16 protein-coding genes are annotated in these 15233 nt (G+C 66.6%); 12 read left to right on the top strand and 4 right to left on the bottom strand.

The annotated features are described in order from the left end of the window. Window positions 1-49 precede the first annotated feature (49 nt). From WBV89_RS14300 to ettA, 4 genes are all read left to right on the top strand, one after another. A complete protein-coding gene (locus WBV89_RS14300; protein WP_423982028.1) occupies window positions 50-988 on the top strand; it encodes an ABC transporter ATP-binding protein in 939 nt (312 codons plus the stop codon). Beyond that, entirely contained in the window at window positions 985-2154 is a 1170-nt protein-coding gene (locus tag WBV89_RS14295; RefSeq protein WP_423982027.1) for an ABC transporter permease, read from the top strand. The genes WBV89_RS14300 and WBV89_RS14295 overlap by 4 nt, the downstream gene beginning before the upstream one ends. Window positions 2155-2214: 60 nt before the next feature. Then, the gene (locus WBV89_RS14290; protein ID WP_423982026.1) at window positions 2215-2712 is read left to right on the top strand and encodes a flavin reductase family protein; all 498 of its coding nucleotides are present in this window, start codon (window positions 2215-2217) and stop codon (window positions 2710-2712) included. Between the two features lie 190 nt (window positions 2713-2902). Continuing rightward, window positions 2903-4576 carry an energy-dependent translational throttle protein EttA gene (ettA, locus tag WBV89_RS14285; RefSeq protein WP_423982025.1) on the top strand — a complete coding sequence of 558 codons (1674 nt, stop codon included), beginning with the start codon at window positions 2903-2905 and terminating at the stop codon, window positions 4574-4576. Between the two features lie 328 nt (window positions 4577-4904). Here the strand turns inward: ettA and WBV89_RS14280 are convergent, their stop codons facing one another. Continuing rightward, window positions 4905-5849, bottom strand: coding sequence for a metal-dependent hydrolase (locus WBV89_RS14280; RefSeq protein ID WP_423982024.1), 945 nt, complete (start codon window positions 5847-5849; stop codon window positions 4905-4907). Next, window positions 5846-6112: a hypothetical protein gene (locus tag WBV89_RS14275; RefSeq protein WP_423982023.1), complete on the bottom strand. Its 267-nt coding sequence runs from the start codon at window positions 6110-6112 to the stop codon at window positions 5846-5848. The genes WBV89_RS14280 and WBV89_RS14275 overlap by 4 nt, the downstream gene beginning before the upstream one ends. Window positions 6113-6168: 56 nt before the next feature. Here WBV89_RS14275 and WBV89_RS14270 point away from each other — a divergent pair, with 56 nt between their 5' ends. Together WBV89_RS14270 and WBV89_RS14265 are read left to right on the top strand one after the other, a co-directional pair. Next, window positions 6169-6945 carry an inositol monophosphatase family protein gene (locus tag WBV89_RS14270; protein ID WP_423982022.1) on the top strand — a complete coding sequence of 259 codons (777 nt, stop codon included), beginning with the start codon at window positions 6169-6171 and terminating at the stop codon, window positions 6943-6945. A 1-nt stretch (window position 6946) separates the two neighbouring features. After that, entirely contained in the window at window positions 6947-7768 is an 822-nt protein-coding gene (locus WBV89_RS14265) for an enoyl-CoA hydratase-related protein (protein WP_423982021.1), read from the top strand. On the opposite strand, the gene gdhA is transcribed toward WBV89_RS14265, so the two are convergent. Then, a complete protein-coding gene (gdhA, locus tag WBV89_RS14260) occupies window positions 7753-9114 on the bottom strand; it encodes an NADP-specific glutamate dehydrogenase (protein ID WP_423982020.1) in 1362 nt (453 codons plus the stop codon). The two genes, WBV89_RS14265 and gdhA, sit on opposite strands and share 16 nt — an antisense overlap. A gap of 147 nt (window positions 9115-9261) precedes the next feature. Between gdhA and WBV89_RS14255 the strand changes: the two genes are divergently transcribed. Beyond that, window positions 9262-9903: a carboxymuconolactone decarboxylase family protein gene (locus tag WBV89_RS14255; RefSeq protein WP_423982041.1), complete on the top strand. Its 642-nt coding sequence runs from the start codon at window positions 9262-9264 to the stop codon at window positions 9901-9903. A gap of 8 nt (window positions 9904-9911) precedes the next feature. Here WBV89_RS14255 and WBV89_RS14250 read toward each other — a convergent pair whose 3' ends face one another. Next, window positions 9912-10391 (bottom strand): VOC family protein, encoded by a 480-nt coding sequence (locus WBV89_RS14250; protein WP_423982019.1) that lies wholly within the window; start codon window positions 10389-10391, stop codon window positions 9912-9914. Window positions 10392-10541: 150 nt separating this feature from the next. On the opposite strand from WBV89_RS14250, the gene WBV89_RS14245 reads away from it, so the two are divergent. The 5 genes from WBV89_RS14245 to WBV89_RS14225 form a co-directional block, all read left to right on the top strand. Beyond that, on the top strand, window positions 10542-12152 hold the full coding sequence (locus WBV89_RS14245) for an ABC1 kinase family protein (protein WP_423982018.1): 1611 nt from the start codon (window positions 10542-10544) through the stop codon (window positions 12150-12152). After that, entirely contained in the window at window positions 12152-12811 is a 660-nt protein-coding gene (nucS, locus tag WBV89_RS14240) for an endonuclease NucS (protein ID WP_423982017.1), read from the top strand. Before WBV89_RS14245 ends, nucS begins: the two co-directional genes overlap by 1 nt. Window positions 12812-12838: 27 nt before the next feature. Continuing rightward, window positions 12839-13936 carry an S-(hydroxymethyl)mycothiol dehydrogenase gene (locus WBV89_RS14235; protein ID WP_423982016.1) on the top strand — a complete coding sequence of 366 codons (1098 nt, stop codon included), beginning with the start codon at window positions 12839-12841 and terminating at the stop codon, window positions 13934-13936. Further along, window positions 13933-14559, top strand: a complete 627-nt coding sequence (locus tag WBV89_RS14230; RefSeq protein ID WP_423982015.1) for an MBL fold metallo-hydrolase — start codon at window positions 13933-13935, stop codon at window positions 14557-14559. Before WBV89_RS14235 ends, WBV89_RS14230 begins: the two co-directional genes overlap by 4 nt. A gap of 63 nt (window positions 14560-14622) precedes the next feature. Beyond that, the coding region (locus WBV89_RS14225; RefSeq protein ID WP_423982014.1) for a type I phosphomannose isomerase catalytic subunit at window positions 14623-15233 on the top strand (611 nt) is incomplete at its 3' end.

Genomic DNA, 15233 nt, shown 5'->3' with positions numbered 1-15233 from the left:
CGGTATCGACGCCGGGGTTGCGCGACGGGCGACTGGGTACGGTGCCCACATGACCTCAGGGCTCGTCGTCAGAGGACTCCACAAGCGATTCGGCGAGATCGTTGCACTCGACGGATGCGATCTCGCCGTCTCCCCGGGCCAGCTCGTCGGATTCCTCGGTCCGAACGGAGCGGGCAAGTCGACCACCATGCGGGCGATCATGGGGCTGATCACGATCGACGCCGGCTCGGTCGAGTGGAACGGTCAGCCGATCTCCGGTGACGTCCGTCGCCGATTCGGCTACATGCCCCAGGAACGCGGCCTGTACAAGCGGATGCGCATCCACGAACAGCTCGCCTATTTCGGTCGCCTCGGTGGGCTCGAGGCCCAGCGCGCCGGCGAACGGGCGGACGAACTGCTCGACCGTGTCGGGCTCAGCGCCCGAGCGGACGACGAACTCCAGGAGCTGTCGACCGGCAACCAGCAACGGGTCCAGCTCGCGGTGGCACTCGTGCACGAGCCCGAACTGCTCGTGCTCGACGAGCCGTTCGCGGGGCTCGACCCGCTCGCGATCGACGTGCTGCGCGACATCATCACCGAGCGCACGAAGGCCGGCGCAGCCGTGGTCTTCTCGAGCCACCAACTCGATCTCGTGCAGGAGTTGTGCCGCGACGTGGTGATCATCGACGAGGGCGAGGTCATCGATCGCGGAAACGCCGACGAGATCCGCGCCCGGTCGGACTCCCGCGAGCTGGAGGTCACCTGGATGGAACGTGATCCGGGGAATCCGGGCTGGATCCCTCCTGATTCGGTTCCGACCACCGACCCGTCGGGACGCACCGTGTTCCGGCTTCCGGCCACGGCCGATGCGACGTCGCTGATGACGTCTGCATCCGAGCACGGGACCGTGACCTCGTTCCGGTTCGAGCCCCCATCCCTCGACGATGTGTTCGCCGAGATGGTCGCCGACCGGCGAACGCATCGCAGCGGCGAGGAGATGGCGCGATGATCCGCGATGTCGCACGACGCGAGATCGTCACCCGCGGACGATCCAAGACGTATCGGGTCACGACCGTGCTGTTGATCGTCCTCACGCTCGCCGGCGTGATCGGCGCAGCGGTGTTCGGCTCCGCGGGTGACGAGGCTCCGACCGAATACCAGGTTGCCGCCCCGAGTGAGTTCACCCAGGCACTCGACGCGACCGCACCGGACGGTGTCGACATCCAGCTGAGCAACCCAGGCGAGGAGTCACCGTCCGCGGTTCGATCGGCCGTCGAGAACGGTGACGTCGATGTCGCGATCATCGACGATCAGACCGTGCTCTGGAAGGACGATCCGGATCCCCTGCTCCGAGCCGTCGTCCTCGGCGCCATCAACCAGGTCACGATCGAACAACGTGCCGAGGACCTCGGCGTCGAACCATCCACGCTCGACGAACTGCTCACACCGGATCAGGTGTCCGAGGAGTTCGTCGATCCGGCCAGCGACAGCGAGTCGGCGCGCACCGCCGTGGCGTTCATCGGGATCTTCATCATGTTCTTCGCGATCCAGTTGTACGGATCGCAGATCGCGATGGTCGTCGTCGAGGAGAAGTCCAACCGCATCGTCGAGATCCTGTTGGCGCTCGTCTCGCCTCGCGATCTGCTCGCCGGCAAGGTGATCGGGATCGGCGTGCTCGCGGCCGTGCAGGTCGCCATTCCGATCGTCGGGCTGGCGGCCGCGCTCGCACTGTCCGACTTCAGCGACATCCCCGCCTCCGCGTACGCGTCTCTGCCGCTGCTCGCGTTGGTGTTCGTCCTCGGATTCGCCCTCTACGGCGTCCTCTTCGCGCTCGTCGGGTCACTGGTGTCACGCCAGGAGGACGCTCAGCAGGCGCTCGTCCCGGTCTTCATCCCGATCTTCATCGGCTACCTGGTCTCCTTCCAGGCGGTGTCGTCGCCCGACTCGACGGTGGCCACGGTGGCCGCGATCGTGCCGTTTACCTCGCCGTTCGCGCTTCCGGTCATCGTCGCCCAGGGGGCTGCGTCGGTCTGGCTGGTGATCCTGTCGCTGGCCCTGCTCGCCGCCACCACGTTCGGAGCGCTCGCACTCGCCGCCCGGATCTACGAGTTCACGCTGATCCGTACCGGGAGCCGGATCACGCTCCGGGAAGCGCTGCGCCTGGCACTCCACTGAAGCCGCGCCGCACTGCCCACCCTCGACCGCTCCCCTCCCCGGTCTGCCTACGATCGACGCATGGCACTCGACGACGAACTGCTCAACCGGGTCACGTGGAAGATCCCGAACGCGCTCGCCCTCGTCGGCTCGGCGCACGACGGCGAACGCAACGGCATGACCACGAGCTGGATCACCCAACTATCGATGGAACCCGTGCTGATCGGCATCGGTGTCGACAACGACGCGGTCACGCACCGCCTGATCTCCGGCAGCGGAGCGTTCACCGTGAACCTGTGGGACGCCGAGAACACTCGAGTCTTCGTCAAGTTCTCGAAGCCTGCCAATGACGACGGCACCACGCTCAACGACCGCCCCGTGTCGACCGCGGTCACCGGGGCGCCGATCTTCGACGAAGCGCTCGCGTGGATCGACTGCGCGGTTCGTCACACCCTCGATCTCGGGACGCACACGCTGTTCGTCGGTGAGATCGTCGACGCCTCGATCAACGACGACGACGCCACTCCGGCGTCGATGAACGACACCCGGATGAAGTACGGCGGAGTCAAGCGCCACTGACACCGTCCCCGACGGACCGGCCCACCCGCTCCGGTGAGATGTGAGACGACCGGCCCGTCCGAACTCTCACCGCAGCGCGGTCCAGCCCGGCGTCGGTGATTTGTGAGACCGTCAGGTGGTCTCACATCTCACCGTTCGGCGTGGGCGGCACCGGGGCGATCATGGTGTGGTCGGTAGTCTGACGCGCACCATGGCGCACGAATTCATCTACCAGGCCTACAAACTCAAGCGGGTCTACCCGCCGGACAAGACGGTCCTCGAGAACATCTCCCTGTCGTTCTACCCGGGAGCGAAGATCGGTGTGCTCGGCTCGAACGGTGCCGGCAAGTCGTCGCTGTTGAAGATCATGGCGGGGCTCGACGACGGGTTCCAGGGCGAAGCTCGCCTCACCGCCGGGTTCACCGTCGGCTACCTCGCGCAGGAGCCACAGCTCGACCCCGACAAGGACGTCAAGGGCAATGTCATGGACGGCGTGTCCGAGGTGCAGTCGATCATCGACGAGTACAACGAGGTCATGGCCAAGTGGGCCGATCCCGATGCCGACTACGACAAGATCGGCAAGCAGCAGGCCCGACTCGAGGACAAGATCGCGGCAACCGACGCCTGGTCGCTCGAGCGCAACGTCGACATCGCGATGGACGCGCTGCGCTGCCCGCCCGACGACGCCGACGTGTCGGTGCTGTCCGGTGGTGAGCGTCGCCGTGTCGCTCTCTGTCGTCTGCTGCTCTCGCGTCCCGACCTGCTGCTGCTCGACGAACCGACCAACCACCTCGACGCCGAATCGGTCGACTGGCTCGAACGTTTCCTGGGCGACTACGCGGGGACCGTCGTCGCGATCACCCACGACCGCTACTTCCTCGACAACGTCGCGAAGTGGATCCTCGAACTCGAACGCGGCAGGGGCCTGCCGTTCGAGGGGAACTACTCCAGTTGGCTCGAGCAGAAGCAGGATCGCCTCGAGCGTGAGGAGCGCGGCAACGACGCCCGCAAGCGCACGCTCGCCCGCGAGCTCGAATGGGTCCGGATGGGCACGAAGGCCCGCCAGGCGAAGGGCAAGGCCCGACTCAACGCATACGAGAAGCTGCACGCCGAGGCGAAGGCCGCCGAGCTGCAGGAATCCAAGCTCCAGATCTCCATTCCGGCCGGGCGTCGCCTCGGTGACCAGGTGATCGAGGTCGAGAACCTGTCGAAGGGTTTCGGCGACCGGCTGTTGATCGACGACCTGTCGTTCACGCTCCCACCGGCGGGAATCGTCGGCATCATCGGACCCAACGGCGCCGGCAAGACGACGCTGTTCAAGATGCTCGCCGGACGCGAGCAGCCTGATTCCGGTTCGATCAAGATCGGCGACACCGTCGACCTGAGCTACGTCGACCAGGACCGAGATGACCTCGACCCCGACGCCACCGTCTACGACGAGATCACGGGCGGCGGCGAAGTCCTCGAAGTCGGCGGGCGCGAGATCCACGGACGCGCGTACGTGTCGAGCTTCAACTTCAAGGGCACCGACCACGGCAAGCGGGTCGGCGACCTCTCCGGTGGAGAGCGCAACCGTGTCCACCTCGCGAAGCTGCTCAAGTCCGGTGGCAACGTGTTGCTGCTCGACGAACCGACCAACGACCTCGACGTCGACACGCTGCGTGCACTCGAAGCCGGGCTCGAATCGTTTCCCGGCTGCGCTGTGGTGATCTCGCACGACCGCTGGTTCCTCGACCGAATCGCCACCCACGTCCTCGCGTTCGAGGGCGACAGTCAGGTCCGCTGGTTCGAGGGCAACTTCAGCGAGTACGAGGAACGCCGCAAGCAGGAACTCGGTGGCGCCGCCGACACCCCCCACCGGATCAAATACAAGAAACTCGCCTGACCCCACCCCGGAAACCCCCGATCTCGTGAACTTCTGCGGCGCTCCGTGCGCGAACAGTTCACGAGATCGGCGGGGGTCGGCGGGGATGGGACGTCGGCGGGGCGTCTACGATCGCGCGCATGTGTGTGAACTGCCTGAGCAACGCCGAGGCTGCCGGTGCAGCAGCCGTCGCCGCCGCGTACCTCCTCAAGCCACCGGTGCACAAGATGCTGGCCAAGCTCGACCTCGCGCCCGACCCGGATCCGGTCGCGCACGACGCCCGCACCGTGGCGTTCCTGAATGCCCTCGATCTCGACCCGGTCGACGTACTGGGCGCGGACGTGGTGGCTCAGGCGTCCGAGTGGACGCCCGATTCCTCCTGGGTGCCGTTCCGCGACCGTCTGCGTTCGGCCTCCTTGCGTCCCATCGGTTCCCAGAGTCGACTGATCACGACATAGAGGATCGCCAGCAGCGCGATCGCTGCGGGATACGCGAGCCACGGATTCACGTGGGGAAGGCTGCGAGCATCGAGCCAGTAGGGACCGGTCCACGACAGGTCCATCGGGAAGCCACGCGAGGTGACGTCGAATTCGCCGTACTTCTTCGGATCAGCGAACAGGCGCGCCCAGGCGCTCCACGAGATCATCCGGCACAGTCCGTAGAAGAACGTCCCGCGGTACAGCGCGAGCAAGCCGCGCTCGGGTAGCCATCGCCCGAACCACGCCCAGATGCGGGCGTCGGCAGGAACGATCTGGGTTCGCCAGTGCTCGCGCGTCAACACCCGCCACGAGAAGAGCACGACGACGAGCCAGAACACATCCATCGCGAGCCCGAGCGACGAGTAGTACGCCGCGGCGTCGAGATACTTGCCCCCGTCGACGGTCGCCGCATACGCCCAGGTCTGCGATGTGAAGTTGACCATGAGGAACGGGAACAGCAGCAGGACGCCGACCGAGTCGTTGATGTCGGTGAGCGCGTGCGCGGCGTATCCGAGCAGGTAGCCGATCGTGAACCCGCGGTTCTTCCGCCATCCCCAGATCACCAGGGCGATGAGGATGCCGAAGAACAGGGTGTGCGTGAAACCCATCCCCGGAAAGCCCCGATGCCACTTGTGGGGGACGTCCGCCCCGTACCTGGTGCCGTTGATGGTGATTCCGTAGACCCAGAACTTGGACAGGAAATCGGGAGTGAAATCACCGAGGAAGATCGCCCAGAAGCTGACCTTCCCCTTCATCTTCTTCGGCAGGTGCGCCTGGACGGCGTAGATCTCGAACTGGTGCGCCGCCCAACTCATCGGCGACGCTCCTGCGATCGACCGGTGAGACCGAGCCGGTCGGTGACCCAGGGACCGATGACGACGAACGCCACGAGCCACGCCGGTCCGACGATCCAGTTGAGCAGCCACTTGTGCCAGATGCCGAGCGAGATGTAGGTGATCGCGGCAGCGACGTACCAGAACCATTCCTCGCCACCGACGAGGCGCCGAGAGCCACGGAAATCGGTCGCAGTGGCCGGCAGGTTCGGGTTCGGGTCGTCCGTCGACGCGTCACCTGGCACGACCACGCACGCTAGTCGCCTGCTGGAGGGGCCGACCGTGCTGGCATGATGAAACGATGTCGAGCACCATGGCGCGCGCCGAAACGGACGCGGAGTTCGCCAGCAGGCTGGCAATCCAGACCGGTCGGTTGCTCGTCGAACTCCGCGCGGCCATGTTCGCCGAGGGTGCCAGCTACTGGGACGTGAAGGACGCCGGCGATTCCATTGCCCAGGAGTTCCTCGCCCGAGAACTGCACACACACCGGCCGGACGATGCCGTGCTCTCCGAGGAGGAGGGCACCACCGACCAGCGGCGCTTCGGAGCCGACCGGGTGTGGATCATCGACCCGCTCGACGGCACCCGCGAGTTCGGCGAGCCGGGACGCGACGACTGGGCGGTCCACATCGCCCTGTGGGAGAACGGAGCGTTCGGTGCGGCGGCGGTCAGTCTCCCGGCGATCGGCGCCGTGTTCTCGACCGACCCGGCGCCACCGCTTCCGGTGGTCCATCGGGCGCATCCCCGGCTCATCACCTCGCGAAATCGGGCCCCCTACTCCGCGATCCTGGTCGCCGAAGGACTCGGCGCCGATGCGATTCGGCTCGGCTCGGCCGGGGCGAAGGCGATGGCGGTCGTCCTCGGCCACGCCGACATCTACGTCCACGACGGTGGGATGTACCAGTGGGACTCGGCCGCGCCGAGTGCGGTGGCGATGGCCGCCGGGTTCCACGCCAGCCGTCTCGACGGCTCACCGCTCGTCTACAACGCACGCGATCCCTGGCTCCCGGACTTCATCGTCTGCCGTCCGGAGTTGGCCGAACCCGTCCTCGACGCGATCTGGGGAGCGAGGCGCTGACATGGAACTCAAGGCGACCCGCTTCGACGTCACCGATCGCATCGCCACGCTCTGGTTGGATCGTCCACACCGATCCAACGCATGGACCGGTCGGATGCACAGCGAATACCGCTGGATCATGTCCGAACTCGAGGACCGCGACGATGTCCGGGCGGTGATCGTCACCGGAACCGGAGACCGCTTCTGCGTGGGTGGCGACAGCGATGCACTGTCCGCTCACGCGGAAAGCGGGTCGTACGACACCGGCGTGACCGACCGCGAGGCGCAGCCGGGCGGAGGCGACCGACTCGACGCCGACTTCGCCTGGCAACTCGGCTACCGCCATCCGATCATCGCGGCCGTCAACGGAGCGTGTGCGGGCATCGGCCTCGCGCTGGTGTTGTTCTGCGACCTGCGGTTCGTTCGCCACGGCGCCAAGCTCACGACCGCCGCCCCGAAGCTCGGCCTCCCCGCCGAGTACGGGATGACCTGGACACTCCCCCGCCTGGTCGGCACGACGCGGGCCGCCGACCTGCTCCTGTCCGGGCGGGTCTTCACCGGCGACGAGTCAGCCGAATGGGGTCTGTGGAACGGTGTCGGCGACGATCCGCTGTCCGCCGCGACGGCGTGGGCGAGAACGCTGGCAACCACCACCGGCCCGACCGCCGTCGCAACGACCAAGCAGCAACTGGCGGCCGACCTACTCCGGCACGACCCGGCCGCGAGCGTCGCCGACTCGAAGCGGTTGATGGATGTCGCAATGGCAACCGCTGAATACGCGGAAGGCGTGGCAGCGCTCGTGGAGAAGCGCCCGCCGAGGTTCGACGATCAGACGACCCCGTAGGCGAGCATCGCGTCGGCGACCTTGACGAAGCCGCCGATGTTCGCGCCCGCGACGTAGTCGACCGTGCCGTTCGTCCTGCCGTACCGCTCGCCGTAGTTGACGCACGTCGCATGGATGTCGCCCATGATCGTGCGGAGCCGGCTGTCGACCTCATCGCGGGACCAGGAGATGCGGAGCGCATTCTGGCTCTGCTCGAGACCGGACACCGCGACCCCGCCGGCGTTGGCTGCCTTGGCGGGCCCGAAGAGCACACCCGCAGCACCGAAGGCGTGCATGCCATCGAGTGTGGTCGGCATGTTCGCCCCCTCCGACACAGCGACCACACCGTTGCCGATGAGCGTGTCGGCATCGCAGGACGAGATCTCGTTCTGTGTCGCACAGGGCAGCGCGAGTTCGCACGGCACAGCCCACGGGCGTTCTCCGTCGTGGTAGTCGCAGCCGAAGTGGTCGGCGTACTCGCTGATCCTTCCCCGCCGGACCTCCTTGAGGTCCTTCAGCCACTCGAGCTTCTCGGGGCCGATTCCGTCGGGGTCGTGGATGAACCCCTCCGAGTCGGACGCGGTCACGACCTTCGCACCGAAGTGGTTGAGTTTCTCGATCGCGTACAGCGCGACATTGCCCGAACCCGACACCACAGCCGTCTTGCCCTCCACCGAATCGTTGACGTGGTGGAGCATGTTCTCCAGGAAGTAGACCGCGCCGTAGCCAGTCGCCTCGGTCCGGATCAGGCTTCCACCGAACGCGAGTCCCTTCCCGGTCAGGATGCCGTTGAACCGGTTCTCGAGCCGCTTGTACTGCCCGAACAGGTAGCTGATCTCGCGCGCACCGACACCGATGTCGCCCGCGGGGACGTCGACGTCGTCACCGATGTAGCGGTGGAGTTCGGTCATCAGCGACTGGCAGAACCGCATCACCTCGCCGTCCGACTTGCCTTTCGGGTTGAAGTTCGAGCCACCCTTCGCTCCGCCCATCGGGAGTCCGGTCAGGCTGTTCTTGAAGATCTGCTCGAAACCCAGGAACTTGAGGACGCTGAGCGTGACCTCGGGATGGAACCGCATCCCACCCTTGTACGGCCCGATCGAATTGTTGAACTGGACGCGCCAGGCCCGGTTCGCCCGGATGTGGCCCTCATCGTCCTGCCAGGTGACCCGGAAGATGATCACACGATCGGGCTCGGTCATCCGTTCGAGGATCTGTGCGTCGCGGTACTTCTGGTGATCGAGCGTGAAGGGGATCAGCGTCTCGGCCACCTCGCGCACGGCCTGCTGGAACTCGGGCTCCCCGGGGTTCCGCCGCTCCAGTCCGTGCATGAACCCGACGAGTTCGTGTTCGGCTTCTTCGTCCATGCTTCGGGTCCTCGTTCTGCGTTCGGAATCGGCCGACAGGGTAAGGCGCCCCGTGATCACAACCACCGACGTCTCGTGAGTCGGATCCGATCATGTCGTGTGGCCTCCGATTCTCATCGGGTCGCAGCGATGGAGGAAGCTTCGCCGATGCCCCGCCTCAGCCAGGTTGCCCGCGACGATGCCCACCCCTTCGCCCAAGCGGTGTACGGCGCGATCTTCGGAGAACGGGATCCGGTCGCCGAGCCCGGCACCGCATCGGGGACGCCGGGCGACTGGTGGACGGTGTTCGCACTCGTGCCCGATGCGTTCGACCACACCACCGCCGGATTCCAGTTCTACCGATCCCCCGACCGCGAACTGTCGGCGCAGTCCCGCGAACTCGGCCAGACCCGAGCCGGATACGCGGTCGGGAGCCAGTTCGTGTTCAGCCAGCACTGCAAGGCGATGCGCGACGTCGGTTTCACCGACGAACAGGTCGCCGCGATTCCACACTGGTCGACGGCCGGCTGCTTCTCACCCGGCGAACGCGCGCTGCTCGCGTACACCGATTGCCTCGTACTGGAGCACGGTCGCGTGCCCGACGGTGTGTTCGCGGCGCTGCGCGAACACTTCAGCGAGGTCGAGATCCTCGAGTTCACCTACATCACCTCGACGTACGCCATGCACGCCACGATGAGTCGGGCGCTGCGACTCGAGTACGACGACGTCGATGATCGGGTCGTCGAGGTCGCCGATCCACACGGCGACTTCGCCGGTCTCGACGTGATGGCCGTCGTCGACGACGCCTGAGCGCCGTCCTACAGGGCTGCGATGACGTCGGCGGGGGCCTGCACGAGTTCGATCAGCACGCCTTCGCCCGATCGGGGCGTCGCCTCGTTGCCCTTCGGGTGCATGAAGCACACGTCGTGGCCCGATGCACCCCGGCGGATTCCGCCCGGGGTGAAGCGCATCCCCTGCTCCGTCAGCCAGTCGACCGCTGCGGGGAGGTCGTCGATCCAGAGTCCGATGTGGTTGAGCGGCGGCACGTGCACCTTCGGCGCGACCTCGGGGTCGAGCGGCTGCATCAGGTCGATCTCGACCGCGTGGACACCGCTGCCGAGGCGGAGGATGTCCTCGTCGACGTTCTCGGACTCGGCCACGTAGTCGCCGACCTTCTCGACACCGAGCAACCCGGTCCACAGCCCGGACAGCGCACCCTTGTCGAGGCCACCGATGGCCACCTGTTGGATCCCGAGAACCCGGAATGGACGGTCGGTCGTGGCTGCACTCTCGCTCATGCCCCGAGACGGTAACCGTGCCGACCCCACCCGCAACATGCGTGTCCGTGCCAGGCACCGACGCGCATTTTCGGAGGTCGGGGGTCGAGTCCGTGGTGTTTCGCGGGGCAGCACTCAGGTTTCTCGGCCGGGTCACGACATCATGGAGGCATGAGCGAGACGGCCGTTCCCACCTCCGATCGCAGTTGGGCAGCCTTCACCGAGACGGGCCCGTGGACGATCGAACGCAACGACGCCAGGTGGCTGGAGTTGGCCGAGACGCTGCGCCTCCGGGCACAGGCCGAGGTGCCGACCCTCACCGCTCCCCGACGGGTGCCACCCGGCGCGAGAGTCATCATCGTGCTCCGATGGCTCGGAGCCGCCGTCATCCCCTGGCTCGTCCGCAAGAAGCTGAATCGCCATGCCGACTCCGCCGCCAGTCGCACCGACATCTCGCGCCGACTGCGTCGCTCCGCCGAAGCGCTCGGTCCGACCTACATCAAGCTCGGTCAGATCATCTCCTCCGGGGAGGGACTCTTTCCTGCCGAATTGGTCGAGGAGTTCAAGAAGTGCCGTGACCAGGTGCCCGCCGAGCCCTTCGAGCTCGTGAAGCTCACCGTCGAACAGGACCTCGGCGCTCGCCTCGAGGACGTGTTCGAGTCGTTCGACGAGACGCCCCTCGCCGCGGCGTCGATCGCCCAGGTCCACGGAGCACGCCTGCGGACCGGCGAGGACGTCGTCGTCAAGGTCCAGCGTCCCCAGGTGGCGACGCTCGTCCGCAAGGACCTCGAGGTGATGGCATGGCTCGCCCCTTACCTGGTCGGACGGATCCCGGTGGCCGCATTGGCCAACCCGCCTGCACTGGTCGAACTCTTCGCCGAGACGATCGTCGAGGAACTCGACTTCCGGATCGAGGCGGCGAACATGCTCGACATCGCCGGAATGCTCCACGACCTCGAGCAGGACCGATACGTGACACCGCGTCCGCATCCGACGCTGGTGACCCGCCGGGTGCTCGTGATGGAGCGAGTCCACGGCTTCAACTTCGATGACGTGGCCGGGATGCAGGACGCCGGGATCGACACCGAGGACGTGGTGCGCACCGCGATGGTCGCCTTCATGGAGGGCGCCGTCGTCGAGGGCATCTTCCACGGGGATCTGCACGGCGGCAACCTGATGGTGCTCGAGGACGGCCGCACCGCGCTGCTCGACTACGGGATCGTCGGTCGACTCGACGGACCACGCCGCAACGCCTTTCTCCGGCTGATGCTCGGGGCCACCACCAACGATCCACGCGGGCAGGTGATGGCGCTGCGCGACCTCGGCGCACTCCCGCTCGACACCGACATCGACGCGGTGATCAGCGACCTCCGTCTCGACCAGGCACCGATCGACCCGACGACACTCACCGGCGAGGAGATGGTCCGCGAGGTGCAGCGCGTCGTCAAGGCGATGCTCGGCTACGGAGCCAAACTTCCGAAGGAGTTGATGTTGTACGTCAAGAACCTCGTCTTCCTCGACGGTGCGATCGCACGGCTGGCACCCGACCTCGACCTGATCGGCGAAGTGTCCAACATCTCGATGCTGTTCGCGATGAAGCACGGCGAACGCCTCGGCCGCGAACTCGGGGTCGATCCGGGCGCGGTCGAGTTCGACATGGACGGCGTGAAGGCAAGCATGGGGCTCGACTCCAGCGTCAACCGGTTGACGTACCGGGAGCTTCAGGCCCGCCGTGCTCTCATCCAGAAGCGGATGGCCGACCACGTCGAGGGTCGCGACTGATGCGCCTCGTCGTCGCACGCTGCTCAGTCGACTACGCCGGTCGTCTCGATGCTCATCTCCCCGAGGCGAACCGGCTGATCATGGTCAAGGCGGACGGCTGTGTGGCCATCCACGCCGACGGCGGCGCGTACAAGCCGCTCAACTGGATGAACGCCCCGAACGTCCTCGTCGAGGAGGACGACCGCTGGGTGATCACGAATCCGAAGAAGGAGACGCTCACGATCACGCTCCACGAGGTGCTCAGCGACGTGTCCGCCGAACTCGGTGACGATCCCGGACTCCAGAAGGACGGCGTCGAGGCCCACCTCCAAGAGTTGCTCGCAGCGAGCCCCGACTCGATCGAGGACGGGCTCACGCTCGTTCGACGCGAGTACCCGACCGCGATCGGACCGATCGACCTGCTCTGCCGCGACTGCGACGACCATGTGGTGGCGATCGAGGTGAAACGCCGCGGCGAAATCGACGGTGTCGAGCAGTTGGCCCGCTACATCGAACGGCTCCGGCTCGACTCGTCGCTCGGCGACATCAGAGGTGTCTACGTCGCCCAGTCGATCAAGCCACAGGCGAAGGTCCTCGCCGAGTCACGCGGCTTCTCGTGGGTCGAGGTCGACTACGACGAACTCCGCGGAATGCGCTCCGACGAGCTCAAGCTGTTCTGAACGACAGGCTGGACTACGGTCCACCTCATGAGTCAGAAGGTACGAGGAATCATCGCCAGGGCGAAGGGCGAACCGGTCTCGGTCGAGACGATCGTGATCCCGGATCCCGGTCCCAGTGAGGTCGTCGTGGCGATCCAGGCATGCGGCGTCTGCCACACCGATCTCCACTATCGAGAAGGCGGGATCAACGACGAGTTCCCGTTCCTGCTCGGGCACGAGGCGGCCGGGACCGTCGAGACGATCGGCGAGGGCGTCACCCACGTCGAGGTCGGTGACTACGTCGTCTTGAACTGGCGTGCCGTGTGCGGCGAGTGTCGCGCCTGTAAACGAGGCGAGGCCCAGTACTGCTTCAACACCCACAACGCCGACCAGAAGATGACGCTTGAGGACGGTACCGAACTGTCCCCGGCGCTCGGCATCGGAGCCTTCTGCGACAAGACGCTCGTCCACCAGGGACAGTGCACCAAGGTCGACCCGGCGGCACCGGCCACCGCAGCAGGACTGCTCGGTTGCGGAGTGATGGCCGGTCTCGGCGCGGCGATGAACACCGGCCAGGTGTCGCGCGGCCAGAGCGTCGCGGTGTTCGGATGTGGCGGCGTGGGCGATGCCGCGATCGCGGGGGCGAAGCTCGCCGGTGCGTCGACGATCATCGCCGTCGACATCGATGACACCAAGCTCGAGTGGGCGACGGGCTTCGGGGCGACCCACACCTGCAACTCGAAGAACACCGATCCGGTCGAGTTCATCCAGTCGGTCACCGACGGGAACGGGGCCGACGTGTGCATCGAGGCGATCGGTCATCCGGCCGTCTACAGGCAGTGCTTCGAGGCCCGCGACCTCGCCGGCACCGTCGTGCTGGTCGGCGTCCCGAATCCCGAGATGACGATCGAGCTTCCGTTCATCGAGATCTTCGGTCGGGGCGGCGCACTGAAGTCGTCGTGGTACGGCGATTGTCTGCCCGAGCGCGACTTTCCGATGCTCATCGATCTGTACTTGCAGGGACGGCTCGACCTCGACGGATTCGTGTCGGAGACGATCGAGCTCGGCGACGTCGAGGAGGCGTTCCACAAGATGGAGCGCGGCGAAGTGCTCCGCTCGGTGGTCGTCATGGACGAACAGCGGTGAGTATCGAACTCGTCACCACCGACGGCATCTTCGCTCTCGACGGCGGAGAGTGGGAGGTCACGAACAACATCTGGATTGTCGGCGACGATTCGGAGGTGTTGATCTTCGACGCCGCGCACGACCACCGACCGATCGTCGACGCCGTCAACGGTCGCAAGGTCGCCGGCATCGTGCTCACGCACGGCCACAACGACCACATCAACGCAGCCGTCGCGCTCCGCGACGCAGTTGATGCACCGATCCTGCTCCACGAGGCCGATCGGATGCTGTGGGACGTCGTCTACCCCGACGAGTCCCCTGATGCTTCGGTCGTTCCGGGATCGACGGTGAAGGCCGGCGGCCACGAACTCGGCATCCTCCACACGCCCGGCCATTCACCGGGATGCTGCTGCTTCCACGACGTTGCGACGGGGGCCGTGATGAGCGGAGACACGCTGTTCTGTGGCGGACCCGGAGCGACGGGTCGCTCGTACTCCGACGAGCCGACGATCCTTGCGTCGATCCGCGACGTCTTGTTGCAACTCCCCGACCACACGGTGGTCCACACCGGACACGGCGACACGACCACGATCGGTGCCGAGCGCGATGGCGTCATCGCCCGCGCAGCCGAGATCGGCGCGTGACGTGGTGGGTCGGCCCCATCCCGCCGCACGGTCATACATCGCCCCACGTTCGAGGCTGATCCGATGCCCGTGAGGGTCGTCGAGGGTGCCGTCCAGCACTACGACTGGGGCGACCACGACTTCATCCCGAAGCTGCTCGGCGTCGCGGGCAAGGGACGGCCGTGGGCCGAACTCTGGCTCGGAACACACCCGAACGGACCGACGCTGCTCGACGACGGATCGCCCCTCGTCGATCTGACCGGTCCGCTCCCGTACCTCCTCAAGGTCCTGTCGGCGGCCGAACCGCTCTCGCTGCAGGTCCATCCGACCGAGGAGCAGGCGGTCGCCGGGTACGCCGACGGCGTGTTCGCCGATCCCCACGCCAAGCCCGAGCTGTTGGTCGCGCTGACCGACTTCGAGGCGCTGTGCGGCTTCCGACCCGATGCCGAGACCGTGGCACTCCTCCGGTCGTGTGGCGCCGACGACCTCGCCGATTCCGTGGCCAGTTCGGGCGGCGGCACCGTGATGCGTTGGCTCTACCGCGGCGAGCTCGATCCGACCGCGACCCTGGACGCGATCCACCACCACGCTTCCGCCGCGACGGTGGTCTCGACCGACGTCGAATGGGCGACCCGGCTCCGCGCCGCCTACGGCGACGATCCGAGCGTCGTCGTGTCGCTGCTCCTCAACCACGT

It is taken from the genome of Ilumatobacter sp., assembly GCF_049588435.1.
Taxonomy (GTDB): Bacteria; Actinomycetota; Acidimicrobiia; order Acidimicrobiales; family Ilumatobacteraceae; genus Ilumatobacter_A.
This window is presented reverse-complemented; position numbering and strand designations above follow the sequence as displayed.

What these genes read in the sequence shown, in the direction of transcription:
- WBV89_RS14300 (WP_423982028.1), top strand. Translation starts at nt 50, where the DNA reads ATGACCTCAGGGCTCGTCGTCAGAGGACTCCACAAGCGATTCGGCGAG.
- WBV89_RS14295 (WP_423982027.1), top strand. Translation starts at nt 985, where the DNA reads ATGATCCGCGATGTCGCACGACGCGAGATCGTCACCCGCGGACGATCC.
- WBV89_RS14290 (WP_423982026.1), top strand. Translation starts at nt 2,215, where the DNA reads ATGGCACTCGACGACGAACTGCTCAACCGGGTCACGTGGAAGATCCCG.
- ettA (WP_423982025.1), top strand. Translation starts at nt 2,903, where the DNA reads ATGGCGCACGAATTCATCTACCAGGCCTACAAACTCAAGCGGGTCTAC.
- WBV89_RS14280 (WP_423982024.1), bottom strand. Translation starts at nt 5,849, where the DNA reads ATGAGTTGGGCGGCGCACCAGTTCGAGATCTACGCCGTCCAGGCGCAC.
- WBV89_RS14270 (WP_423982022.1), top strand. Translation starts at nt 6,169, where the DNA reads ATGTCGAGCACCATGGCGCGCGCCGAAACGGACGCGGAGTTCGCCAGC.
- WBV89_RS14265 (WP_423982021.1), top strand. Translation starts at nt 6,947, where the DNA reads ATGGAACTCAAGGCGACCCGCTTCGACGTCACCGATCGCATCGCCACG.
- gdhA (WP_423982020.1), bottom strand. Translation starts at nt 9,114, where the DNA reads ATGGACGAAGAAGCCGAACACGAACTCGTCGGGTTCATGCACGGACTG.
- WBV89_RS14255 (WP_423982041.1), top strand. Translation starts at nt 9,262, where the DNA reads ATGCCCCGCCTCAGCCAGGTTGCCCGCGACGATGCCCACCCCTTCGCC.
- WBV89_RS14250 (WP_423982019.1), bottom strand. Translation starts at nt 10,391, where the DNA reads ATGAGCGAGAGTGCAGCCACGACCGACCGTCCATTCCGGGTTCTCGGG.
- WBV89_RS14245 (WP_423982018.1), top strand. Translation starts at nt 10,542, where the DNA reads ATGAGCGAGACGGCCGTTCCCACCTCCGATCGCAGTTGGGCAGCCTTC.
- nucS (WP_423982017.1), top strand. Translation starts at nt 12,152, where the DNA reads ATGCGCCTCGTCGTCGCACGCTGCTCAGTCGACTACGCCGGTCGTCTC.
- WBV89_RS14235 (WP_423982016.1), top strand. Translation starts at nt 12,839, where the DNA reads ATGAGTCAGAAGGTACGAGGAATCATCGCCAGGGCGAAGGGCGAACCG.